Annotated in this window: 18 protein-coding genes and 1 pseudogene; 14 read left to right on the plus strand and 5 right to left on the minus strand. The window is 68.6% G+C overall.

Annotation, left to right across the window (positions count from 1 at the left end; translation table 11 throughout):
- Window positions 1–6: 6 nt before the first annotated feature.
- A complete protein-coding gene (locus QT382_RS05660; protein WP_289253062.1) occupies window positions 7–1,107 on the minus strand; it encodes a glycosyltransferase in 1,101 nt (366 codons plus the stop codon).
- Window positions 1,108–1,157: 50 nt separating this feature from the next.
- On the opposite strand from QT382_RS05660, the gene msbA reads away from it, so the two are divergent.
- On the plus strand, window positions 1,158–2,906 hold the full coding sequence (gene msbA / locus QT382_RS05665; protein WP_289253063.1) for a lipid A export permease/ATP-binding protein MsbA: 1,749 nt from the start codon (window positions 1,158–1,160) through the stop codon (window positions 2,904–2,906).
- Between the two features lie 8 nt (window positions 2,907–2,914).
- A complete protein-coding gene (locus QT382_RS05670) occupies window positions 2,915–3,190 on the plus strand; it encodes a ComEA family DNA-binding protein (RefSeq protein WP_289253064.1) in 276 nt (91 codons plus the stop codon).
- On the opposite strand, the gene QT382_RS05675 is transcribed toward QT382_RS05670, so the two are convergent.
- Window positions 3,187–4,482, minus strand: a complete 1,296-nt coding sequence (locus tag QT382_RS05675; RefSeq protein ID WP_289253065.1) for a patatin-like phospholipase family protein — start codon at window positions 4,480–4,482, stop codon at window positions 3,187–3,189. The two genes, QT382_RS05670 and QT382_RS05675, sit on opposite strands and share 4 nt — an antisense overlap.
- Window positions 4,483–4,556: 74 nt before the next feature.
- Complete coding sequence (dnaE, locus tag QT382_RS05680) at window positions 4,557–8,051, minus strand: DNA polymerase III subunit alpha (protein WP_289253066.1); 3,495 nt, start codon at window positions 8,049–8,051, stop codon at window positions 4,557–4,559.
- Window positions 8,052–8,200: 149 nt separating this feature from the next.
- On the opposite strand from dnaE, the gene QT382_RS05685 reads away from it, so the two are divergent.
- Genes QT382_RS05685 through QT382_RS05715 form a run of 7 tightly spaced genes read left to right on the plus strand, consistent with a single transcriptional unit; the run spans window position 8,201 to window position 17,674 of the window.
- Window positions 8,201–9,205 carry a peptidylprolyl isomerase gene (locus QT382_RS05685; RefSeq protein ID WP_289253067.1) on the plus strand — a complete coding sequence of 335 codons (1,005 nt, stop codon included), beginning with the start codon at window positions 8,201–8,203 and terminating at the stop codon, window positions 9,203–9,205.
- 60 nt (window positions 9,206–9,265) lie between these two features.
- Complete coding sequence (locus QT382_RS05690; protein WP_289253068.1) at window positions 9,266–11,215, plus strand: DUF1631 family protein; 1,950 nt, start codon at window positions 9,266–9,268, stop codon at window positions 11,213–11,215.
- 36 nt (window positions 11,216–11,251) lie between these two features.
- Window positions 11,252–12,034: a sulfurtransferase gene (locus QT382_RS05695; protein ID WP_289253069.1), complete on the plus strand. Its 783-nt coding sequence runs from the start codon at window positions 11,252–11,254 to the stop codon at window positions 12,032–12,034.
- On the plus strand, window positions 12,031–13,002 hold the full coding sequence (locus tag QT382_RS05700; protein WP_289253070.1) for an alpha/beta fold hydrolase: 972 nt from the start codon (window positions 12,031–12,033) through the stop codon (window positions 13,000–13,002). The genes QT382_RS05695 and QT382_RS05700 overlap by 4 nt, the downstream gene beginning before the upstream one ends.
- A gap of 60 nt (window positions 13,003–13,062) precedes the next feature.
- Window positions 13,063–14,244: an efflux RND transporter periplasmic adaptor subunit gene (locus QT382_RS05705; RefSeq protein ID WP_289253071.1), complete on the plus strand. Its 1,182-nt coding sequence runs from the start codon at window positions 13,063–13,065 to the stop codon at window positions 14,242–14,244.
- Window positions 14,245–14,255: 11 nt separating this feature from the next.
- Window positions 14,256–16,277: an ATP-binding cassette domain-containing protein gene (locus tag QT382_RS05710; RefSeq protein ID WP_289253072.1), complete on the plus strand. Its 2,022-nt coding sequence runs from the start codon at window positions 14,256–14,258 to the stop codon at window positions 16,275–16,277.
- Window positions 16,278–16,282: 5 nt separating this feature from the next.
- A complete protein-coding gene (locus tag QT382_RS05715) occupies window positions 16,283–17,674 on the plus strand; it encodes a TolC family protein (protein ID WP_289253073.1) in 1,392 nt (463 codons plus the stop codon).
- Here QT382_RS05715 and QT382_RS05720 read toward each other — a convergent pair.
- Both QT382_RS05720 and QT382_RS05725 read right to left on the minus strand, forming a co-directional pair.
- The gene (locus QT382_RS05720) at window positions 17,661–18,389 is read right to left on the minus strand and encodes a DUF599 domain-containing protein (RefSeq protein ID WP_289253074.1); all 729 of its coding nucleotides are present in this window, start codon (window positions 18,387–18,389) and stop codon (window positions 17,661–17,663) included. The two genes, QT382_RS05715 and QT382_RS05720, sit on opposite strands and share 14 nt — an antisense overlap.
- Window positions 18,390–18,410: 21 nt before the next feature.
- Window positions 18,411–19,133 carry a pirin family protein gene (locus QT382_RS05725; RefSeq protein WP_289253075.1) on the minus strand — a complete coding sequence of 241 codons (723 nt, stop codon included), beginning with the start codon at window positions 19,131–19,133 and terminating at the stop codon, window positions 18,411–18,413.
- A 96-nt stretch (window positions 19,134–19,229) separates the two neighbouring features.
- On the opposite strand from QT382_RS05725, the gene QT382_RS05730 reads away from it, so the two are divergent.
- The 5 genes and pseudogenes from QT382_RS05730 (at window position 19,230) to QT382_RS05750 (ending at window position 22,691) form a co-directional block, all read left to right on the plus strand.
- Window positions 19,230–20,207, plus strand: a complete 978-nt coding sequence (locus QT382_RS05730; protein ID WP_289253076.1) for a LysR substrate-binding domain-containing protein — start codon at window positions 19,230–19,232, stop codon at window positions 20,205–20,207.
- Window positions 20,207–21,115, plus strand: a complete 909-nt coding sequence (gene gluQRS / locus QT382_RS05735) for a tRNA glutamyl-Q(34) synthetase GluQRS (protein ID WP_289253077.1) — start codon at window positions 20,207–20,209, stop codon at window positions 21,113–21,115. The genes QT382_RS05730 and gluQRS overlap by 1 nt, the downstream gene beginning before the upstream one ends.
- Window positions 21,112–21,456: pseudogene (locus tag QT382_RS05740) on the plus strand (FKBP-type peptidyl-prolyl cis-trans isomerase); the annotation flags it as partial. The gene gluQRS and the pseudogene QT382_RS05740, both read left to right, overlap by 4 nt.
- A 30-nt stretch (window positions 21,457–21,486) precedes the next feature.
- Window positions 21,487–21,834, plus strand: a complete 348-nt coding sequence (locus QT382_RS05745; RefSeq protein WP_502929880.1) for an FKBP-type peptidyl-prolyl cis-trans isomerase — start codon at window positions 21,487–21,489, stop codon at window positions 21,832–21,834.
- A 98-nt stretch (window positions 21,835–21,932) separates the two neighbouring features.
- On the plus strand, window positions 21,933–22,691 hold the full coding sequence (locus tag QT382_RS05750; protein ID WP_289253078.1) for an MgtC/SapB family protein: 759 nt from the start codon (window positions 21,933–21,935) through the stop codon (window positions 22,689–22,691).
- Window positions 22,692–22,867: the final 176 nt, after the last annotated feature.

Here is a 22,867-nt window from a genome sequence, read left to right on the forward strand (position 1 = left end):
GGGGGCTCAGACCGTCAGCAGCAGCATCTCGTAGCGCCGCATCATCAGCTCGTGGCCGTGGTGGCGCAGGGCATGGAGTCGCGCCTCCGAGGCCAGGCCGGCCGCATAGCCAGGCTCCAGCAGCAGCCGCTCCAGCGCATCGGCCAGCGCGTTCTCGTTGCGCTCGGGCACCAGCAGGCCGCTGCGTCCATGCTCAAACACACCTTCGACGCCAGGCACGTTGGAGGCCACGCAGGCACAGCCGGCCGCCATGCCCTCGACCAGTGCCAGGGGCATGCCTTCCCAATGGGTGGACAGCACGAAGAGCTGCTGGCTCATCAAGAGCTCGGGCAGGTTCGGGTGGTGTCCCAGGAACCAGACCTGGGAGCCCAGGCCGAGTTCGCGCACCAGCTCCTCGGCGCGCTTGCGCAGATTGGCCTTGCCGGCGCCGGCCAGGTAGAGCTTGGGCGCCAGACCGCGCTTGCGCAGCAGGGCCAGCGCATGGATCAGGGTCTCCTGGTCTTTCTGGCGGGCGAAGCGGGCCGACATCACGATGCCCGGCTCGCGCTGTTCGTAGGGCCGCGACTCAGCGGCCGCGAAGCGACCCAGGTCGATGCCGTTCGGGATCGCCATCGTCAGCGCCTCGGGCATGCCCAGCTCGACCAGGCTCTGACGCACGCCCTCGGACACGCCGACCAGCCGGGCACTGCGGCGGCTCAGCCAGCGCGCCTGCCAGAGCTTCCAGGCGCTGTAGCGCTCGCGGGAGTTGTGCTCGATCTGCACCAGGGCCGGCACACCGGCCAGCCAGCCGGCCCAGCGACCCAGGATGTGTTCCGGAAAACCATGGGCGACCAGCACGTCGGGCCGCCAGCGCTTGCACAGCCGGTACAAGGCCCAGATCGTGGCCAGGTGCGACCAGCCGGGCAGGACCTCGACTTCAAGCCCGCGCTCCCGCAGCGCGTCGACACGCGCCTGGTCGGTCGTGTCCTTGCGGCGAAGCACCAGCACACTCTGCAGGCGTTGGCTGTCGGCCGTGGCCAGGTCCACGGCGACCTGGGTCGCGCCGGAGAAGCCGCCGGTGACGAAGTGCATCACCCGTCGATGCGGGCTCCAGTCCTGTTCAGCCATGGCCGGCAGTTTAAGAGGCCGGGGCGAAGGCTCGGCGACAATCGCGCCCCATGACCGCCGCCGACAACGTCCCAGCAACACCCGACTTGCGCTCGACCGCCCGCCGCGTCCTGCGTTTCGTCAAGCCGCATCGCACGGGCCTGGTCTGGACCATCCTGGCCTACATCGCCGCGGCCTGCACCGAACCCCTGATCCCGCAGCTGATCAAGACGGCCTTCGGCGAAGGCTTCAGCTCCCAGGCCTTCGCGATCTGGTGGGTGCCGGTGGTGCTGATAGGCCTGTTCGCGCTGCGCGGCCTGTTCGGTTTCCTGGGCCAGTACATGCTGAACCAGACCCTGACCCGCTCGGTCATGGACATGCGCCGCGCTCTGCTCGACGCCCTGCTCAAGGCCGACGCCAGCGCCTACACCAGCCTTCAGCCGGGCACGGCCGTGACCAAGGTGGTCAACGACCCGCAGCAGATCCTGACCCTGCTCTCGGGCACCGTGGTCTCCATCCTGCGCGACGGCCTGCCGGCCGTCGCCATGCTGGGCTATCTGCTCTACCTGAACTGGCAGCTGACCCTGCTCTCGATGATCACCACGCCGCTGATGGCCTTCGTCGTCAAGAAGGTCAATCGCCGCGTCCAGCAGATCGGCGCCCGCAACTACGACGCCCAGCTGGAGCTGGTCAACAAGGTGGACGACATCACCCGCGCCTGGCGCGTGGTGCGCAGCTTCGACGCCGGCGACTACGAGCGCCAGCGCTTCGCCGAGATCGCGCTCAAGGTGCAGCGCAGCGCCCTCAAGGTCTCGGCCACCAATGCGCTGACCCAGCCGATGTCGCAGCTGATCGCCAGCATAGGCCTCTCGGTCATCGTCAGCCTGGCCCTGCTGCAGGCGCGCCAGACCCAGACCGGCGTCGGCGAATTCGCCGCCTTCGTCACCGCCCTGCTCCTGATGACCTCGCGGCTGCGCCACCTCAGCGACCTGGCCCAGCCGATCACCAATGCCCTGATCACGGCGCGCGGCTGCTTCACCCTGCTGGACACGCCGGCCGAGCCCGACCTGGGCACGCAAGACCTGGCCCTGGCCAGGGGCGAGCTGGAGCTGCAGGACGTGAAGCTGCAATACCCCGCGGCCGAAAAGCCGGCGCTGGACGGCCTCAGCCTGACCATCAGGGCCGGCCAGACCACGGCCCTGGTCGGTGCTTCGGGCGCCGGCAAGAGCTCGGTCATCCACCTGCTGCTGGGCTTCGGTCGGCCCGATGGCGGACGCATCCTGCTGGACGGCCTCGACATCCAGGACCTGAGGCATGCGGCCCTGCGCCGCCAGTTCGCCGTGGTCTCGCAGGACATCGTGCTGTTCGACGCTTCGGTGGCCGACAACGTGGCCTATGCCCAGCCGCGCGATGCGGCCCGGCTGGAACAGGCGCTGCGCGCCGCCCACCTGTGGGACTTCGTCCAGACACTTCCCCAGGGCATGGAGACGCCGATCGGTGCCAATGGCAGCAAGCTCAGCGGCGGCCAGCGCCAGCGCATCGCCATCGCCCGCGCGCTCTACAAGGAAGCGCCGATCTGGGTGTTCGACGAGGCCACCTCGGCCCTGGACACCGAGAGCGAGCGCGCGGTCCAGCAGGCGCTGGAGCAATGGCAGGGCAAGAAAACCCTGATCCTGATCGCCCACCGGCTGTCCACCGTGCGCGCGGCCGACTGCATCCATGTGCTATCGCAGGGCCGGCTGCTGGAGTCCGGTTCGCATGCCGAGCTGCTGACGCGCGACGGCGCCTATGCGGCCATGGTGCGGGCCCAGCACGACTGAGCAAGGCCATGCGACGCCGCCTTGCGCTCCTGGGCCTGCTGGCAGCGGTCGCGCGGGCCGAGCCCTCGCTGCTCGAAGTCAACCAGGCCAGCCAGGCCCAGCTCGAATCGCTGGAAGGCGTGGGGCCGGCCTTGGCCGAACGCATCCTCAGGCAGCGCCAGCGCAAGGCCTTTGAAAGCTGGGCCGACCTGCGCAAGCGTGTGGGTGGCCTGGGCGAGAAGCAGGCAGCGCGACTGTCGGCCCAGGGCCTGCGCGTGAGAGGCCAGGCCTTCCAGCCGAACTAGCGGCCGCTCTCGACTTCCGCCGCCCTTGCCTGGGCAAAGCCGGCCGTGCGCTTGCGCTGCTGGCGCGGATCGAAGGGCGGCGGTTCGCCGGTCCAGCCGAAGAAGGCCTGGACCTCGCTGCGCCGGGCCAGCGTGTCGGTGAAGCCCAGCGTGATCAGCTCCTCGGTGAAGCCCGGCTCGAACAGCAGATAGCTGGTCAGCGCCGAGCCATGGGCGGCCGTGCCCTCGCCCGATACGCCCACGCTGCGCAGCAGGGTCCGCATGGTCTGCGGCAGCTCGCCATGGTGCTTGCCGGCCAGATCGTCGATGCGGCGGCTGGGCGCGATCACCATCACCTCCACCGGCTTCAGCGCCGTGTTGGCGCGCGCCTCGGCCGGCAGCAGGGAGAGCGTGTTGTTGATCCGTTGCATGCGCTCGATGTCGACCGCCAGCGCATCCAGGAAGATGTTGGACAGCGCATGGCCGGCGATCTGGGCCATGCTGGGGTGGGCCTCGGCGACCTGCACGCGGCGGCCCGGCGGTTCATGCATGCGACCCGCACCTATCACCAGGATGCGCTCGGCGCCCAGGTGGATGGCCGGCGAGATCGGCGCGCTCTGGCGCATCGAGCCGTCGCCGAACCATTCGGGCTGGCCTTCCAGGTCCAGCTGCTGGGCCGGGAAGATGAAGGGGATGGCCGACGAGGCCAGCAGGTGCTCGATGCTCAGCCGGGTGCGCACCGCGATGCGTTGCGAACGCAGCCAGGGCGCGATTTCCTTGAGCGTCTGGAAGAAGGTGACATGCTGGCCCGAGCTGTAGCTGGAGCCGCTGATGGCCAGCGCGTTCATGTGGCCGGCTTCCAGCATCTCGTCCAGCCGCTCCAACCGCACCCAGCGCTTCAGCAGCTGGCCCAGCGGTTCGTTGTCCAGCAGGCTCTTGGGCCGGCTGCGCTTCCAGCGCGCCAGGGCCCAGCCCAGGCTCATCATCGTGATCCAGCGCGCGCCGGTGCGGATCACACCGAAGGAATCGGCCCGGTAGACCTGGTCGACATGGATGTTCTGCCAGATGTAGACCAGGCCGTCGACTGCCGCATCGAAATCGTCCGCCTGGCAGGCCAGCGTGGCCGCATTGATCGCCCCGGCCGAGGTGCCGGTGATGATGGGAAAGGGATTGCCGGCGATGACGCCCGAGTCGCGGCGCAGCTGGGCCAGGGCCTGCAGCACGCCAACCTGGTAGGCCGCCCGCGCGCCGCCACCGGTCAGCACCAGGCCGGTACAGGGGCGTTCGACGGTCGCTGGGCTGCTCTCAATCATGACGCGAACATCATCGCCCAGAACCTCGCCGGCCGGGAGCCGGGCAGGCCCGCTTGCGTCGTGCCTGCAACGCCTTACTCGTAGACGATTTGGGCTTCACCCAGCCGTGCCAGGGCTTCGTCGCAGGGCCAGAAGCGCGCAGCCTCGCCCAGGTCCAGCTCGGCCACGGCGCCGGGACGGCGAATGGGCAGGCGCAGCAGCAAGCCCTGCTGGCTGCGGCCCTGCTCGGTCTCCTGGCTGCGGGCCGGCCAGCTCTTGAGCACCTCGTCCAGCGGCGGCAGCTTGTCGCCGGCCGGCAGCCGCAGGAACTTGCCGAACTTCGCCCGTGCCGCGGCCAGGTCCCAGATCGCGGTGATGGTCAGGCGTAGGCCGCCGGAGAAGCGGTCGTTCTGCACCTTGCCCTGCACGATCAGGAGCTCGTCTTCGCTGAGCAGCTCCTTGTTGGCGTTGATCAGCTCCTCGTTGGCGACGGCCTCGATCGCATCGCTCTTGTCGTCCAGCTTGAAGATGGCCACCCGGCCGCGAGTGCCGTTGATGATGCGCAGGTCGCCGACGATGCCGGCCACCATCACCGGCTCGCGGCTGTCCTGCAGGTCCACGATCAGGCGCTTGACCATGCGGCGCACCTCGGTGCCGCTCTGGTCGAACAGATGGCCGCTCAGGTAGTAGCCGATGGCGGTCTTCTCCAGCGAGAGCCGCTCCTTGATGCTCCACGGCTTGGCCTCGACCAAGGGTGGTTCGGCCACCGAGGACCCATGGGTGTCGTCGAAATCGAACAGCCCGCCCTGGTCGGCATTGGCCGTCAGGTTCTCGGCATAGGTGTAGCCCAGGGCCACGCTGGCCAGCAGGCGCGAACGTTCGGGCTCGATGGCATCGAAGGCACCGGCCTTGATCAGCGCCTCGACCACGCGCTTGTTGACCGACTTGCGGTCCACGCGGGCGCAGAAGTCGAAGAAGCTCTTGAACGGCCCGCCTTCGGTCCGGGCTGCCACGATGGCCTCGATCGCGCCCTGGCCCGTGCCCTTGATCGCGCCGAGGCTGTAGTTGATCCGCTTGTCGCTCAGCGGTTCGAAGCGGCCCACGCCCAGGTTGACGTTGGGCGGCTCGAACTCGATGCCGAACAGCTTGGCATCGTTCACCAACACCTTGAGCTTGTCGGTGTTGTCCGATTCGATGGTCATGTTCGCGGCGAAGAACTCTGCCGAGAAATGCACCTTCAGCCAGCCCGTGTGATAGGCCAGCAGCGAATAGGCGGCGGCATGCGACTTGTTGAAGCCGTAGCCCGCGAACTTCTCCATCAGGTCGAAGACTTCGTCGGCCTTGGCTTCGTCGATGCCCTTCTCGGCCGCGCCCTTGCGGAACAGGTCGCGGTGCATGGCCATCTCTTCGGCCTTCTTCTTGCCCATGGCCCGGCGCAGCATGTCGGCGCCGCCCAGGCTGTAGCCGCCCAGCACCTGGGCGGTCTGCATCACCTGCTCCTGGTAGACCATGATGCCGTAGGTCTCGGCCAGCACCGGCTCGGTCAAGGGGTGCGGATACTCGACCACCTCCTTGCCATGCTTGCGCGCGACGAAGGTCGGGATCAGGTCCATGGGGCCCGGCCGGTACAGGGCGTTCAGCGCGATCAGGTCTTCCAGGCGCGAGGGCTTGGCATCCTTCAGCATCTTCTGCATGCCGCTGGATTCAAACTGGAACACCGACTCGGTCAGGCCGTCGGAGAACAGCTTGTAGGTCTTGCGGTCGTCCAGCGGAATCTTCTCGAAGGCGAAGTCCTTCTGCGCCGGATGGCGGGCGACGATGAATTCCTTGGCCAGCTCCAGGATGGTCAAGGTGGCCAGGCCCAGGAAGTCGAACTTCACCAGGCCGATGGCTTCGACGTCGTCCTTGTCGTACTGGCTCACGGCCGAGGTCGAGCCGGGCTGCTGGTACTGCGGGCAGAAGTCGGTGATCTTGCCCGGCGCGATCAGCACACCGCCGGCGTGCATGCCGATGGAGCGCACCGTGCCCTCCACGCGGGCCGCCATCTCGAGCAGGCCGGCCACTTCCTCGTCCTGCTGCTCGCGCTCTTCGATCTCGGGCGACTCATGCCGCGCATAGACCATCTTGGCCTTGGCCGGGTCGAAGTCCGGCGGCAGCTTGGCCAGCGTCACGGTCTTGCCCGGCGGCGCCGGCACCAGCTTGGCGATGGAATCCACATGGCCGAAGCCCATGCCCAGCACGCGACCGATGTCGCGCAGCGCGCCCTTGGCCGCCATGGTGCCGAAGGTGGCGATCTGGCTGACGGCCGGGCGGCCGTACTTGTCCTTGACGTACTCGATGACGCGGTCGCGGTTGCCCTGGCAGAAGTCGATGTCAAAGTCGGGCATGGACACCCGCTCCGGATTCAGGAAGCGCTCGAACAGCAGGTTGTACTGCAGCGGATCCAGGTCGGTGATCAAGAGCACATAGGCGACCAGCGAGCCGGCACCCGAGCCCCGGCCCGGGCCGACCGGGCAGCCGTTTTCCTTGGCCCACTTGATGAAGTCGCCCACGATCAGGAAGTAGCCCGGGAAGCCCATCTTGATGATGGTGGCCAGCTCGAACTCCAGGCGCTCCACGTAGCGCGGCCGCTCGGCCTCGCGCTTGGCTTCATCGGGGAACAGCTGCTGCAGGCGGAACTCCAGGCCCTCGAACGAGAGCTGGCGGAAGTACTCGTCCATGGGCATGCGAGAACCGTCGGCCAGGATGGGCGTCGGGAAGTCGGGCAGCTGCGGCTTGCCCAGCACCAGCGAAAGACTGCAGCGCCTGGCGATCTCCACCGTGTTGGCAATCGCCGAGGGGATGTCGGCGAACAGCTTTTCCATGTCCGCCTGCGAGCGGAAGAACTGGCCGGTGTTGAAGCGCTTGATGCGCTTGGGGTTGGCCAGGGTCTCGCCGTCGGCCACGCAGACGCGTGCCTCATGGGCCTCGAAGTCGTCTTCACCCAGGAACTGGATCGGATGGGTGGCCACCACGGGCAGGCCCAGCTCAGCCGCTAGCGGCACCGAGGCCGTGACCAGGCTTTCCTGGCCGCTCAGGCCGGCGCGCTGCAGCTCGATGTAGAAGCGGTTCGGGAAGATGCCGGCCAGGCGCTTCGCAATATCTCGGGCCTTGGCCTTGTCGCCCATGGCCAGGGCCTGGCCCAAGGCGCCATGCTGGGCGCCGGACAGGCAGATCAGGCCCTCGCCCAGCTCTTCCAGCCATTCCAGCTTCAGGCAGGCCTGGTTGCGGATCACGTTCTGGATCCAGGCGCGCGACAGCAGCTCGCTGAGGTTCAGATAGCCCTGCTTGTTCTGCACCAGCAGCAGCAGCCGGGTGGGAGCCTTGTCCGAGCCCTCGGGCTCCAGCCAGCAGTCGGCGCCCAGGATCGGCTTGACGCCCTTCTTGCGGCAGGCGTTGTAGAACTTGATGCCGCCGAACAGGTTGGCCAGGTCGCTGATGGCCAGCGCCACCTGCCCGTCCTTGGCGGCCGCCGCGGCGGCATCGTCGACTCTCAGCGTGCCGTCGACGACGGAAAACTCGGTATGGGTGCGTAAATGAACAAAGGGCATGCCGGATTGTAGGGAGCGGGTCAGTCTTGACAGGACCCAAGCCCTCCTCCATGCGACTAGGCATCTACCCGGATTCCGCGTCGCCGGAGGCCGCCGCCGCGCTATGCTGCCCGCCGACCCTGAACACCTGCCCGATTCACCGATCCTCGATGACCCACAAGCCCCTGCTCCCCCTGGCCGCGGCCCTGCTGCTGGCCCTGTCCCTGACCCAGCCGGCCCTGGCCGCAACCACCAAGAAGAAGACCGCCACCAAGCCGGCGGCCACCGCCAAGGCGCCGGCCAAGGCCGCCAAGCCAGCCGCCGCTGCAGCTTCGGCCGCCAAGCCCCCCATGCCCAGCAGCGCCGAAGTTCTGGCCGCGGCAACCGCCGGCGACTGGCGCGACCTGCCGCCCGAACACACGCTGCTGATGGAGGTGGCCAGCGGCCAGGTCGTGATCGAGCTGGCCAGCGACTTCGCCCCCCGGCATGCCGCCAACATCGAGGCGCTGACCCGGGCCGGCTATTTCGACGGCCTGGCCATCATCCGGGTCCAGGACAACTACGTGACCCAATGGGGCGATGCCGAGGAAGACGACAGCAAGGCCAAGCCCAAGCCGGCCGGCCTGACCAAGGCGCCGGTCGAGTTCGACCGCGCGCTCAAGGGCCTGAACTTCACCAGGCTGCCCGAGGAAGACGGCTGGGCCCCGCAGGCCGGCTTCGTCAACGGCTGGCCGGTGGGTGCCGACCCCAAGGCCGGCCGCGCCTGGCTGACCCACTGCTACAGCATGGTCGGCGCCGCCCGCGGCAACGAACCCGACTCCAGCGACGGCAGCGGCCTCTACACCGTGATCGGCCATGCGCCGCGGGCACTGGATCTGAACATCACCACGGTCGGCCGCGTGGTGTCCGGCATGGAGCGCCTCTCGGCCCTGCCGCGCGGCACCGGCCAGCTGGGCTTCTACGTCAAGGCCGAGGAGCGCTCGCCCATCAAGCAGGTGCGCCTGCTGGCCGACGTGCCCGAAGCCGAGCGGCCCAAGATCCAGGTGCTGCGCACCGAGACCGACACCTTCCGCCGCTGGCTGGATTCACGCCGCCATCGCAGCGGCTGGTTCGTACACAGCCCCGAACGTGTGGATTTGTGCAGCGCTTTGCCCCCCACACGACGACTGCCCTGAGCTAAGGTGGTCGCTGGCCCCGGATCCGCAAGTCAAGCAGTCAGGTAGGGATTCATGGACATGCTGGAACGTCACCTTCAAGCGCTGGAAGCCCGGATCCCGGAGCTGGGCCAGCAGTTGCTCGATGCCACGGAACAGCGCCTGAGGGAGACCTACCAGAAGCAGGCCGACGACGCGGCGCGCCAGGCGCTCAACAGCTGGCGCAGCAAGGCCGCGCTGATCGAAGGCCCGCTACAACGCGGCCTGCGTACCGCGGTGCGTCCCCTGCCGACGCCCACGCTGCAGCAGCGGCCGGTGCTGGAGGACATCGACCAGCTCACCCTGGTCGATGAAGACCAGGCCGACCAGGCCATAGAAATCTCGCGCGTCATCCAGCAGATCGACGCTCGCGCCGAATGGGAGCTGCGCGAACTGGGCGCGCTTTGCAGCAAGCTGCCGGGCGATGGCCGGCTCGACACGGCGGCCTTTGCCAAGGCGCTTTGCGAATCGGTTCAGGCGCTGGAGCTGGGCAAGCCGGCCCGCAGCCATTGCCTCAACGCCGCTGGCTCGGCCTTGGCCGAGGCGCTGCGGGATCTGGCCCACCAGGCCAGCCAGCGACTGCGCGGCTGGGGCCTGGAGCCCTCGGGCTTCGCGTCCATTGCGACCGACGAGCGCGTGATCGAGGCCCTGGACGTCAGCCGCGCCGGCGCCCTGCTCGACCTGCGCGAACGGGTCCATGCCAGCGCCCCAGAACCGGCCGCGCACAGCGACCAGGACCAGACCGCCGAGCTGCTAAGCCAGCTGTTCCAGCAGATCCAGGCCGACCCCGATCTCGACCCACCGTACAAGCAGGCGATCTGCAATCTGCAGACGAGCGTGTTGCAGCTGGCCGTCAGCGACCCGGCCGTGCTGGGGTCCGACCAGCATCCGACCTGGGCCCTGATCAACCAGATCGCTTCCCATGCCGGCGACCATCCGCTGGCCAGCGACCCGCGCGGCCTGGAGTTTCTGGCCTTCGTCGAAGCCCTGGTCGCGCGGCTGGGCGAGAACGCCAGCAGCACGGCCTTCGGCAGCGCCCTGGGCGAGGTGCGGGCCTTCATCCACCGCGAGCAGGAGGACGAACTCGAGGCCTCGGTGTTCGCGCGGCTGGCGCTGAGCAAGCAGGAAAGGCACGACGAACTGCTGCCGCTGATGCGCCAGCAGGTGCTGGAGCAGGCGCAGCTGTCACGCTACCTGGGGCCGGTGCTTTTCGAGTTCCTGCTGGGTGCCTGGAGCGAGGCCCTCACGCAGGCGATGCTCGACCAGGGCGCCGAAGGACCGCTGACCCAGCGTCTGATGGCAGGCGTCGAAGACCTGCTGTCCTCGCTGGAGCCGACCCGCGACGATGTGGCGCGGACCGCCCTGCGCCAGCGCCTGCCCGCACTGATCCAGTTGCTGCAGCAGGGCATGGACCTGGTCAGGCTGCCGGCCGCCGACCGCGATGCGGTGATGGACGAACTGATGGCCATCCACCGTGAACGCACCCGCCTGGCCGCGCCGGCCACGGCGCCAGCGCCCCCACCGGCGGCGCCCGCCAAGCCGGAGCCGCAGGCCCGCCCTGCCCCGCCCACGCCATCTCTCAAACCGGTCCACGAACTCAACGAAGACCAGCTCCAGCATGAGCTGCTGCCGCCCGAGACCGATGCCGACAACTGGGGCGCCGACACCAGCATTGCCGCTCTGCCCACGGTCCACATGGGGCTGGACGACGAGACCGGTCCGCTGGTCGTGGCCGATGCCTGGGTCGAGCGCCTGCAGCCCGGCGCGCGCTGCAAGCTGTTCCTGCAAGGCCACTGGACCAGCGCCCACCTGCTCTGGCGCAGCGACAACGGCAGCTTCTTCATGTTCAGCAGCCAGCTCAAGGGCGGCCGCCATTCGATGACCCGCCGTGCCCTGCAGCGGCTGCGCGCCGAGGGCCTGGCCACCGAGGTGGCCGAGACCAGCCTGATGCAGCGCGCCGTGACCGGCATGCTGCACAAGATGGCGCGCTGAAGCGGGGCCGGGTCGGCCCCTTTTTACAATGCCGGCATGCAAGAAGGTCCAGTTCTCAACATTTCCTCCTACAAGTTCGTCGAGCTGCCCGACACGGCACAGCTGCGCGAGCAGCTCTTCGAAAGGGCCCAGGCCCTGGGCCTCAAGGGCACGGTGCTGCTGGCCGAGGAAGGCATCAACCTGTTCCTGGCCGGCACGGCCGAGGCGGTGCGCGGCTGGGTGGCCCAGCTCAAGGGCGACCCGCGCTTCGCCGACCTCGATCCCAAGGAAAGCTGGAGCGAGGCCGTGCCCTTCAAAAAGCTGCTGGTCAAGGTCAAGGGAGAGATCATCCGCATGAACATGCCGCAGATTCGCCCCGACCGCGCACCCCGACCCGCCGCCGTCACGCCTGAGACCCTGTCGCGCTGGCTGGACCAGGGCCATGACGACCAGGGCCGGCCGATCGCGATGCTGGACACCCGAAATGCCTTCGAGGTGGACTACGGGACCTTCGACAACGCCATCGACTGGCGCATCCACAAGTTCACCGAATTCCCGGCCGCGCTGGCCGAGCACAAGAACGAGCTGATGGGCAAGACCGTGGTCAGCTTCTGCACCGGCGGCATCCGCTGCGAGAAGGCGGCCATGGTGCTGGAACAGCAGGGGCTGGACGGCCCGATCTACCAGCTCGAGGGCGGCATCCTGCGCTATTTCGAATACGCCCAGGGCAAGCACTACCACGGCAGTTGCTTCGTGTTCGACCAGCGCGAGGCCCTGGACGCCGGCCTGCACACGCCGGCCGATCTGCAGCGTCCGGCGAGCGAGGCGCACCGAGGATGAAGGCCATTCTGCTGCGCGCGCTGGGCTTGCTGCTGCTGGCCCTGTCCATCCTGGCCGCCGCCTTCTACGCGCCCGAGCGCTCGCTGCAAAGCCTGATCGCCAACTGGGCGCCACCGCCCTCGGACTTCATCGAGTTGCAACTGCCGTCCGGCGCCCAGCTGATCCACCTGCGCGACCAGGGTCCGCGCGACGACCCGCTGCCGCTGATCCTGCTGCACGGCACTTCGGCCAGCCTGCACACCTGGCAGGGCTGGGTGTCAGGTCTTGCCACGACGCGCCGCGTCATCAGCTACGACCTGCCCGGCTCGGGGCTGACCGGACCGACGCCGGACGGCGACTACCGCGACGAGCGGCACCGCCAGGCCCTGCTCGCCCTGATGGACCGCCTGGCGGTGAAGCGCGCCGTGCTGGTCGGCAATTCGCTCGGCGGCCAGATCGCCTGGCAGCTCGCTGCCCTGCGGCCGGAACGCGTGGCCGGCCTGGTCCTGGTCGATCCGGGCGGCCTGGCCTTCGCCGGCGAATCGATCCCGATGGCCTTCCGCCTGGCCGCCCTGCCCGGCTTCCGGCAGCTGTCCAGCAAGCTGCTTCCGCGCAGGCTGGTCGAGGACAGCGTGCGCGACGTGTACGGCGAGCCGTCCAGGGTGACGCCGGCGCTGGTCGACCGCTACTTCGAGCTGACCCTGCGCGAAGGCAATCGCGAGGCCGTGGCGCTGCGCATGGCCCAGCGCGAATCGGGCCGCTACGCCGATCTGCTCGAGCACATCAAGCAGCCCACGCTGATCCTCTGGGGCGGCCGTGACCGCCTGAGTCCGCCGGTCCTGGCCCGCGAATTCGAGCGCCGCATCGCCGGCAGCCGCCTGGTGATGTTCGACGCCCTGGGCCATGTGCCCCATGAGGAAGACCCGGTCGCCACCTTGAAACCGGTACGGGATTTCCTGGACGGCATGACGGCAGTCACCCCTCGCTAGGCCGGTTATATTGCGCCGCCGCTGCCTGCGCCTGACTGCAGGCGGCCGAGGGAGAGAACATTGAACAACGAGAACAAGAACGGCAAGGCGCGCGCCAAGCCGGGCCTGCTGCGGCGCTGGCGTGGCCGTCTGATCATTGCCGGCCTGCTGCTGGCCGGCCTGGGCTTCTGGGCCTGGAAGCGCAAGCCGGTCGAGCCCCCGCCGCCGCCCACCGGCGCCGTCGCGGTGGCCGACGTGATCCAGGTGGTGCAAGCCGCCGGCGTGCTGCAGGCCCAGACCAAGGTCGATGTCGGTGCCCAGGTCAGCGGCCAGGTCCGCAAGATCCATGTGCAGCTGGGCCAGAACGTCAAGAAGGGCGACCTGCTGGTCAGCATCGATCCCGAGCTGGCACGCAATGACGTGGCCCAGGCCGAAGCCCTGCTCAAGCAGCAGGAAGCCCAGCTCGAAAGCAACAAGATAGGCCTGGCCATGGCCCGCCGCGAGGCGGAACGACAGCACCGGCTGCTGGCCGGCAATGCGTCCACGCCGATCGAGGTCGAGCAGGCCGACAACAGCGTGGTCCGCATGGAAGCCGACCTGCGCGGCCAGGCCGCCAGCCTGACGCGGTTGCAGGCCGACCTGGAGAAGAAGAAGCTGTCGCTGGGCTACACCAGCATCACGGCCCCGATGGACGGCATGGTGGTCAACCTGCCGGTGCAGGAAGGCCAGACCGTGATCGCCATACAGACCACGCCGGTGATGCTGACCCTGGCCCAGCTGGACCAGATGACGGTACGCACCCGCGTGCCCGAGGCCGACATCCAGCTGGTCCAGCTCGGCCAGACCGCCCGCTTCACCACGCTGGCCGGCGAGGCCAAGCGCTACGAAGGCAAGGTGCGCGTGGTCCAGCCCATCCCCGAGCGGGTCGGCAACGCGGTGTTCTACAACGTGCTGTTCGAGGTGGACAACCAGGCCCGCAAGCTGTTCTCCGACATGACGGTACAGGTCGAGATCGTGACCGGCAGCGTCAGCAAGGTGCCCACGCTGCCCATTGCCGCGCTGGGCGAGCGTGATGCCGAAGGCCGCTACACGGTCCACGTGGTCGATGCGGCCGGCAAGAATCCGCAGCCCCGCAAGGTCAAGGTCGGCCTGCAGGACGGCAGCAAGGTCCAGGTGCTGGACGGCCTCAAGCTCGGCGAGAAGCTGCTGCTGGCGCCGCCGTCCGCGGCCTCGGGCGCGGCCGTCGTCCTCAACATCGATTGAAGCGGGTTCACGTGACCGTTCTGATCGAGCTGGACCAGGTCCAGCGTCACTACAGCATTGGTGACATCGACGTGCCTGCCCTGGACGGCTTGTCGCTGTCCATCCAGGCCGGCGAGTTCGTCGCCATCATCGGCGCCTCGGGCTCGGGCAAGAGCACGCTGATGAACCTGCTGGGCTGCCTGGACCAGCCCACCGGCGGCCATTTCAGGCTCGACGGCGTCGATGTCGGCGAATTGGAGCCGGATGAGCTGGCCCAGCTGCGCCGCGAGCATTTCGGCTTCGTGTTCCAGCGCTACCACCTGCTGCCGCATCTGGACGCGACCTCCAATGCCGCCCTGCCCGCCGTCTATGCCGGCGCGCCGCTGTCCAGCCGCCGCCAGCGGGCCGAGGCCCTGCTGCAGCGCCTGGGCCTGGGCGACCGTTTGCACCACCGGCCCAACGAGCTCTCGGGCGGCCAGCAGCAGCGGGTGTCCATCGCGCGCTCGCTGATGAACGGCGGCCAGATCATCCTGGCCGACGAGCCCACCGGCGCCCTCGACTCGCACAGCGGCGCCGAACTGCTTGGCCTGCTGGCCGAGCTGCACGGCCGCGGCCACACCATCATCCTGGTCACCCACGACCCCAAGGTCGCGGCCCATGCCAGGCGGGTGATCGAGCTGGAGGACGGCAAGCTGCTCAGGGACAGCGGCACGCCTGCGGAGCATCGGGCCGCGGCAAGACCCGACCCCGAAGGACCGAGCCTGGGCCGTGCCGGCTGGCTGCGCCAGCGTGTCGGCCAATGGCGCGAGGCGCTGATCACGGCCTGGCATTCGCTCAAGGGCAATCGCCTGCGCACTGCGCTGAGCATGCTGGGCATCTGCATAGGCATTGCCTCGGTCGTGACCATCGTGGCCCTGTCCAGTGCGGCGCGCGAAAAGGTCGAATCCGGCCTGCGCGGCTTCATGTCGGGGCGGATTCCGGTCTACGCCGGCAACCACAAGCTGCTGCCCGGCGTGCAGCCGCGGCCCTTTCGCCAGTCGGAACTCGACGTGCTGGCCACGCTGCCCGGCGTCAAGAGCATCGTCGTGAAGCGCGAGACCTCGGTCAGCCTTCGCCACGGGTCCAAGAACAGCGACGGCCGGGCCATCGCGGCCGAACCGGGCGACCTGGCCGACCGCAAGCTCAGGCTGGTGGAAGGCCGCCAGCTGAGCAGCCTCGAGCTGCAGACGATGGCGCCGGTGGTGCTGATCGATCAGAACACCCGCAAGGCCCTGTTCAAGCCCGGCCAGCCGGTGCTGGGCACGACCCTGCTGCTGGAAAGCATGGCCTCCGCAGGCATGGCGCGCGGCATGAGCGATCCGAACAAGCCGCTGTCCGTCGCTCCCATGCCCATGACGGTGGTGGGCGTCTTCGATCGCGCCGAGGACGCGGGCATGGATTTCGACGGCTACGGCAATCGAGTCCTGATGCCGCGCAGTACCTATCTGCGCAAGCTGGACAACAGCACCGACGTGCCCTCCTTCGACGTGCTGCTGGACAACAAGCTGCCGCCCGATGAAGTCACTCGCCAGGTGACGCACCGGCTGCGCGCCCTGCATGGTCAGGAAGACTTCCGCACCATGAACCTCGATGGCGAGTTCCGCAAGTTCCAGGAGGTCACTGGCGCGATCTCGCTGGTGTTCGCCGGCATCGGCGCCATCGCCCTGCTGGTCGGTGGCGTGGGGGTCATGAACATCATGCTGGTCTCGGTGTCCGAACGCACCCGCGAGATCGGCATCCGCATGGCGGTCGGCGCCCGCCAGGGCGACGTGCGCCTGCAGTTCCTGATCGAAGCCGTGCTGCTGTGCTGCCTTGGCGGCTTCGCCGGCCTGGGCCTGAGCTGGCTGGCAGCACAAGGCATCAATGCAGTACAGAAGGACGTGGTGGTGCAAGTGTCCTGGCAGGCGCTGTGCCTGGCGTTCGGCATCTCCAGCCTGGTGGGTCTGGTGTTCGGCACGCTGCCGGCGCGCCGTGCCGCCGCCCTCAGCCCCGTCGATGCGCTGGCCCGCGAATGATGAACATGAGCCCCTCTTCCCTCTTCAAGCCCCATCGACTGGCCCTGGCCGCCGCCCTCAGCCTGCTGGCCGGCTGCAGCGGCCTGCCGGTCAAGCCCGGCCAGGCACCGCAGGACAGCCAGGCCCTGCCGGCGCAATGGAGCATGGCGTTCACCAATGCCGCAGCCATGGCCAGCGTCGAGGACGCCGAGCTGGCCGCCTTGCAGGCCCGTGCCCTGCAGAGCAACCGCGACCTGCAATTGACGGCCATGCGCATGGCCGATGCGCTGGCCCAGGCCCGTGTCGATGGCCAGCGCCTGAGCGCCGACCTCAGCCTGAGCGCTTCACGCAGCGTGAGCCGGCAGCTCGGCGGCGATCGCGGCTACGACAGCACGACCAAAGGCCACGGCTTCAATGCCATGGCGGGCTACGAGGTCGATCTCTGGGGCCGGCTCGCGATGGGCGACCGGCTGCGCGAGCAGCAGAACGAGCTGCGCCAGGCCGACCTGCAGGCAGCCCGCGCGCTGCTGCTGGCCCAGGTCGCCTCCCGCCATTGGCAGCTCGGCAACCTGGTGGCGCAGAAGCCGCTGCTGGACGAGATCCTGGCCCAGGCCGAAGAGGCGCTGGCCATCACCCGACTGCGGGTCCGCGAGGGCAAGCTGCTGCCCATCGAGGTGGACCGCGCCGCCGCCGCCGTGCAATCGGCCCGGCTGCGCCGTTCGGACCTGGACTTGGACCTGGTCCAGCAGCGCCAGCAACTGGCCCTGCTGCTCGACGAGATGCCGGTCGGCGAAGACTCGACCCGTCGCGCCGGTCCACCCGCCGCGGCTCCTGCGCCGCTGACGCTGGGCGCCCCGGCCACCGTGCTGGAGCAGCGTCTGGACGTGCGCCGCGCGCGGCTCAGCGTCGATGCTGCCTTGGTCCAACTGAAGCTCAGCGAGACCGCCCGCTATCCCAGCCTGAACCTGGTCGGCAATGTCTCCAGCGGCAGCAGCGACTGGAAGGACTGGCTGGACCGTCCGCTGGCCACGCTGAGCGCCAGCCTGATCGTGCCCCTGGTGAGCTGGCCGCGGCTGGAGTTGCAGCGCGAGCTTTCGCGCAGCGGCCTGGACCAAGCGGCCCTGGGCCTGCGCGACACGCTGCACAAGGCCCTGGTCGAGATCGACGGCCGGCTGATCGAGACCCGCCGCCTGCAGCAGCAGGAAGACGCGCTGCGCCTGCGCCTGGACGAAGCCCGCCAGGCCGAGAAGATCGCGGCGCTGAAGCTGGAGCTGGGCCTGATCAACCGGCTGGACTGGCTGCAGGCCCGCAATGCACGCCTGTCCACCGACCATGAGCTGATGCAGCTGCGCCTGCGCCAGTGGCAGGCCCATGCCGAGCTGTGCGCCAGCCTCGGCATGGAACTCAGGGCTCGTTGAGCGTCTCTTCCTTCAACACCGCCAGCACGTCCGAACGGAATTCGCGCAGGTACAGGATGGTGATCACGCCGGCCGTGGCGGCCATGAAGGTCCAGGGCGAGAAGAACCAGGCCACGGCGGCGAAGGCAAAGTAGTAGGCGCGCAGTCCGTCGTTGAAGGTCTCGGCGGCCAGGCCCACGATGCGGCCGGCGCGATTGGCAAAGGCCTCGCGCGCGGCTTCGCCGGCCTTGGCGAAATGCTCATGGTCCGGCGCCGCCGCCACCAACAGTGCGCCGAAGGTGTACTGGCGCATGCTCCAGGTGAAGCGGAAGAAGGCATAGACGAAGATGCCGCACAGCAGCACCAGCTTGAGGTCGAACACCAGGGCCGAGGTGCGCGCCGCAAAGGGCAGCTCACGCACCAGCTCCGAGGCCTTGTCGCTGGCCCCCAGCAGGGCCAGCAGGCCGCCGATGATCAGGATGGTGGTCGAGGCGAAGAACGAGGGGCTGGTCGCCAGGCTCTGCACCACCACGCCGTCTATCACCCGCACCTCGCGGTAGGTGACCTGCAGCATCCAGCGCCGCCGCTCGCGGTTGGTCGCCATCAGCAGCGAGCCGTGCGACTCCGACAGTCGCTTGGCCTGGACGGCATAGCCTATCCAGCCGAAGAAAAACAGCAGGAGGGCCGCCCAGTCGGCGGCCGGCAAGGTGGTGAAGAGACTGAGCAGGCGATCCATCGCCCGCAGTCTATGCGCGACTTACGGCGCGAGATCAAAAACCAGCAGCTCCGCCTGCTTGGCATGCTCGATCCGCACCGAAGCTTGCTCGCTGAGCTGCAAGGCATCGCCGGCCTTGAGCGACTGGCCGTTCACCAGCGCTTCGCCGCGCACCAGGTGGACATACGCCAGGCGGCCGGCCGGAATCGGCAGCTCGGCCGTCTCCACGCCGTCGAACAAGCCGGCATAGAGCCGCGCGTCGGCATGGATGGCCACGGCGCCCTCGACTGCATCGCCCGAGGCGACCAGCACCAGGCGGCCGCGCTTGTCGGCCTCGCTGTAGTGGCGCTGCTCGTAGCTGGGCGCCACGCCGCGGCGGTTCGGCTGAATCCAGATCTGCAGGAAATGCGTGCTCTTGTCGCGGGCGTTGTTGAACTCGCTGTGCATCACGCCGGTGCCGGCGCTCATGCGCTGCACGTCGCCGGGCTTGATGACGCCGGCATGGGCGCCACCGGCCTGGCCATTGCCCATGGAGTCCTTGTGGGCCAGCTCGCCGTCCAGCACATAGCTGATGATTTCCATGTCGCGATGGCCATGGGTGCCGAAGCCGGTGCCCGGGGCGATGCGGTCTTCGTTGATCACGCGCAGCGGCCCGAAGCCCATGCGGCGCGGGTCGTAGTACTCGGCGAACGAGAAGCTGTGGAAGGACTTCAGCCAGCCATGGTCGGCATGGCCGCGGTCGCAGGACTTGATCAGTTCAATCATGGTGGGCTCTCCGTGTTGAACGAACTGTAGGACCGGGATCCGCCCGCATCGTAGGCCCGGTCCTGAAGCCAGCGTTCAAATAAGATGAAGCCCACCATGAAGACCACGGCCCAGACCGACAAACGCAATGTGCTGACGCCCGAGGCGCTGGCGATGATGGACTGCATCGCCCGCACCGGCAGCTTCGCCGCGGCGGCGCGCGAGATGGGCAAGGTGCCCTCGGCCCTGACCTACAGCGTGCGCCAGCTGGAAGACACGCTGGACGTGCTGCTGTTCGACCGCCGCTCGCGCCAGGCCCAGCTGACCGCCGCAGGCCAGGAGCTGCTCAACGAAGGCCGCCGCCTGCTGCAGGAAATCGACGCCGTGGCGAATCGGGTGCGCCGCGTCGCCACCGGCTGGGAGACCGAGCTGACCATCGCCATCGACGACGCCCTGGCCCGCCGGGCGCTGTTCGAGCTGTTCGACGACTTCTACAAGCTCGATGCCGGCGACGGCACGCAGGGCCCGCCGACCCGGCTCAAGCTGCGCACCGAGGTGCTGTCCGGCACCTGGGAGGCCCTGGTCTCGGGCCAGGCCGACCTGGCCATAGGCACGCCGCCACAGTTGCCCGGCAGCTCGGTGCTGTGCGAGACCCTGGGCGACCTGGAGCTGCTGTTCTGCGTGGCGCCCCACCATCCGCTGGCCGCGGCCGAGGAGCCGCTGACTGCCGCCATGCTGGTCGATCACCGAGTCGTCGCCGTGGCCGACACCGCCCGCCAGCTGACGCCCATCACCGCCGGCATCGTGCCCGGCCAGGACGTGCTGACCGTGCCCTCGATGGCGGTCAAGCTCGAATGCATCTTGCGCGGCCTGGGCTGCGGCGGCATTCCGGCCAGCATGGTGCAGCGCCATGTCGAAGCCGGCCGCCTGGTGGTCAAGAGCACCTTCCAGGGTCGTCGCCTGGCCGCCCTGCACTACGCCTGGCGCGACAGCGGCCAGGCCCCCGGTAAGGCCCTGGCCTGGTGGCTGGACAGGCTCAAGAGCCCCAAGACCCGCCAGGCCCTGCTGACCCAGCACGAGGGCCTGATCCTCTGATGGACTACCGGGGTCGATTCGCGCCCTCGCCCACCGGTCCCCTGCACGCCGGTTCGCTGGTGGCGGCGCTGGCGAGCTGGCTGGACGCGCGGGCCCATGAGGGCCGCTGGCTGGTCCGCATCGAGGATGTGGACGGTCCGCGCTGCCAGCCGGGCACCGACCGCCTGATCCTCGACCAGCTGGCCCGCTGCGGTCTCTTGCCGGACGAAGCACCGGTCTGGCAGTCGCAGCGCGATGCGCTCTACGAGAAGGCGCTGCAGCAACTGGTCGATGCCGGGCTGGCCTATGGCTGCGTCTGCACCCGTGCCGACATCCAACGCGCCGTCGAAGCCGCCGGCCGAGCGACCGAACGCCATGGCGAACTGGTCTATCCGGGCACCTGCCGGACAGGGCTGCATGGCCGCGCGGCACGTGCCTGGCGCTTGCTGACGGCCAGCAGCGGAAGCATCGAATGGCAGGACCGCCGCCTCGGCGCCCAGCAGCAAGACTTGGAAGCCGAGGTCGGCGACTTCGTGCTCAGGCGGGCCGATGGGCTCTGGGCCTACCAGCTGGCCGTGGTCATAGACGACGCCGAGCAGGGCATCACCGACATCGTGCGCGGCGAGGACCTGGCCGACAACACGCCGCGCCAGCTCTGGCTGCAGCGCCAGCTGGGGCTGAACCCGCCACGCTATCTGCACACGCCCCTGGTGCTGGGCCAGAACGGGGAGAAGCTGTCCAAGCAGAACGGCGCCCAGGCGCTGGACCTGGACGATCCCTTGGCCGCCCTGCGCTCCGCCGGTCTGGCGCTAGGTTTGCGGGTCGAAGCCGACAGCGTCGCCGACTGGCTGGCCGCGGCCGTGCAAGCCTGGCGTGGCATGATGCCGCCCTTGAATTTCGCAGTTTTCGACGAGGACAGAACACCATGAACACCACCGCCAGCGGCCTGCAGATCGAGGACACCGAGCTCGGCGGCGGCGCCGAGGCCAAGTCGGGCCACGACGTCACCGTCCACTACACCGGCTGGCTGTACGAGAACGGCCAGAAGGGTGCCAAGTTCGACTCCAGCCGCGACCGCAACGACCCCTTCCAGTTCGAGCTGGATGGCGGCATGGTCATCCGCGGCTGGGACGAAGGCGTGCAGGGCATGAAGATCGGCGGCAAGCGCACCCTGGTCATCCCGCCGCAGCTGGGCTACGGTGCCCGCGGCGCCGGCGGCGTGATCCCGCCCAATGCCACGCTGCTGTTCGAAGTGGAACTGCTGGCCCTGGCCGGCGGCGACGAAGCCATCGAGCTGGCGCTGACCACGCTGGACAGCGGCCTGCAGTACCAGGACACCGTGGTTGGTGAAGGCGCCGAGGCCAAGGCCGGCGCCCGCGTCACGGTGCACTACACCGGCTGGCTCTACAAGAACGGCGGCAAGGGCAAGAAGTTCGATTCGAGCAAGGACCGCCGTGACCCGTTCCGCTTCCGCCTGGCCGGCGGTGAAGTCATCCGCGGCTGGGACGAAGGCGTGCAGGGCATGAAGATTGGCGGCACCCGCATGCTGGTGATCCCGCCCGAGCTGGGCTACGGCGCCCGCGGCGCCGGCGGCGTGATTCCGCCGAATGCCACACTGCTGTTCGAGGTGGAACTGCTGGCCGTTTGATACGGACGCAACACGAGGGGCCACACTGGCCCTTGTTTGGGGGCCTTCGGGCCCCTTTTCCATGGCGCTGTCGCAAAAGCCGGGATTAGCATCGGCCCATGAACCTCCTCGACCTCGACCACCTGCTGCGCTACTGGAACGCCACGCAATGGGCGGCCAATGTGCTGATGCTGATGCATCTGCTGGGCGCGATGATTCTTGGCTTGATACTCGGCTACGAGCGGGCCTACCACGGCCGCGCCGCCGGCATGCGCACCTATGCGCTGGTCTGCATGGCCTCCTGCGCCACCATCATCCTGGTCGGCTATCCCGACCAATGGTTCGGTGGCCATGTGGCCGGTGGCAGCGTTCCGCAGTTCACCGATCCCACCCGTGTGATCCAGGGCGTGCTGACCGGCATTGGTTTTCTGTGCGCCGGCGTGATCATGCGCGAGGGCATGAACATCTCGGGTCTGACGACGGCCGCCTCGCTGTGGGCGGCCTCGGCGATAGGCATCGTGCTGGGCATGGGCTTCTATTTCGCCGCCATCTCGCTGACCCTGCTTTGCGCCAGCCTGATGATGTGGGGCGCCAAGCTGGAGAACCAACTGCCCTCGCATCCGGCGATCTCGGTGATGCTGCGCGGCGATGCGGGCCGCCGCTTCACCCAGGAAGAACTGGCCGCCTTCACCAACGGCCTGGGCTTTCGCTTCGCGCCGGGTTCGCTGAGCATAGAAAAGCACGGCGAACGCGAGGAATGGCGCTTCGTCTGCACCGCCAAGCGCAACTACAAGGGCCAGACCCTGTGCCGCTTCACTGGCCATATCCATGAGCTGCCGGGGGTGGCGGAGTACCGGGTGACGCACGCTAGAAATTGAGCTCGCTGTTGTCCGATTAGGCAAAGCCGTGCCGGCCCGGACGCGGGCCGGGCAGCCATGGCAGGCGCCGATTTCTTCGCATGCCACCCTCGTGGTTGCAGGCCCGGCAGAGCCCGCTGCGGGGCGCATGTGGGCAGCCGAGAGCGCAGTAGCCCGGGTCGGCGCGCGAATGCGCG

The organism is Pelomonas sp. SE-A7 (assembly GCF_030345705.1).
In the GTDB taxonomy this organism is placed as follows: domain Bacteria; phylum Pseudomonadota; class Gammaproteobacteria; order Burkholderiales; family Burkholderiaceae_C; genus JAUASW01.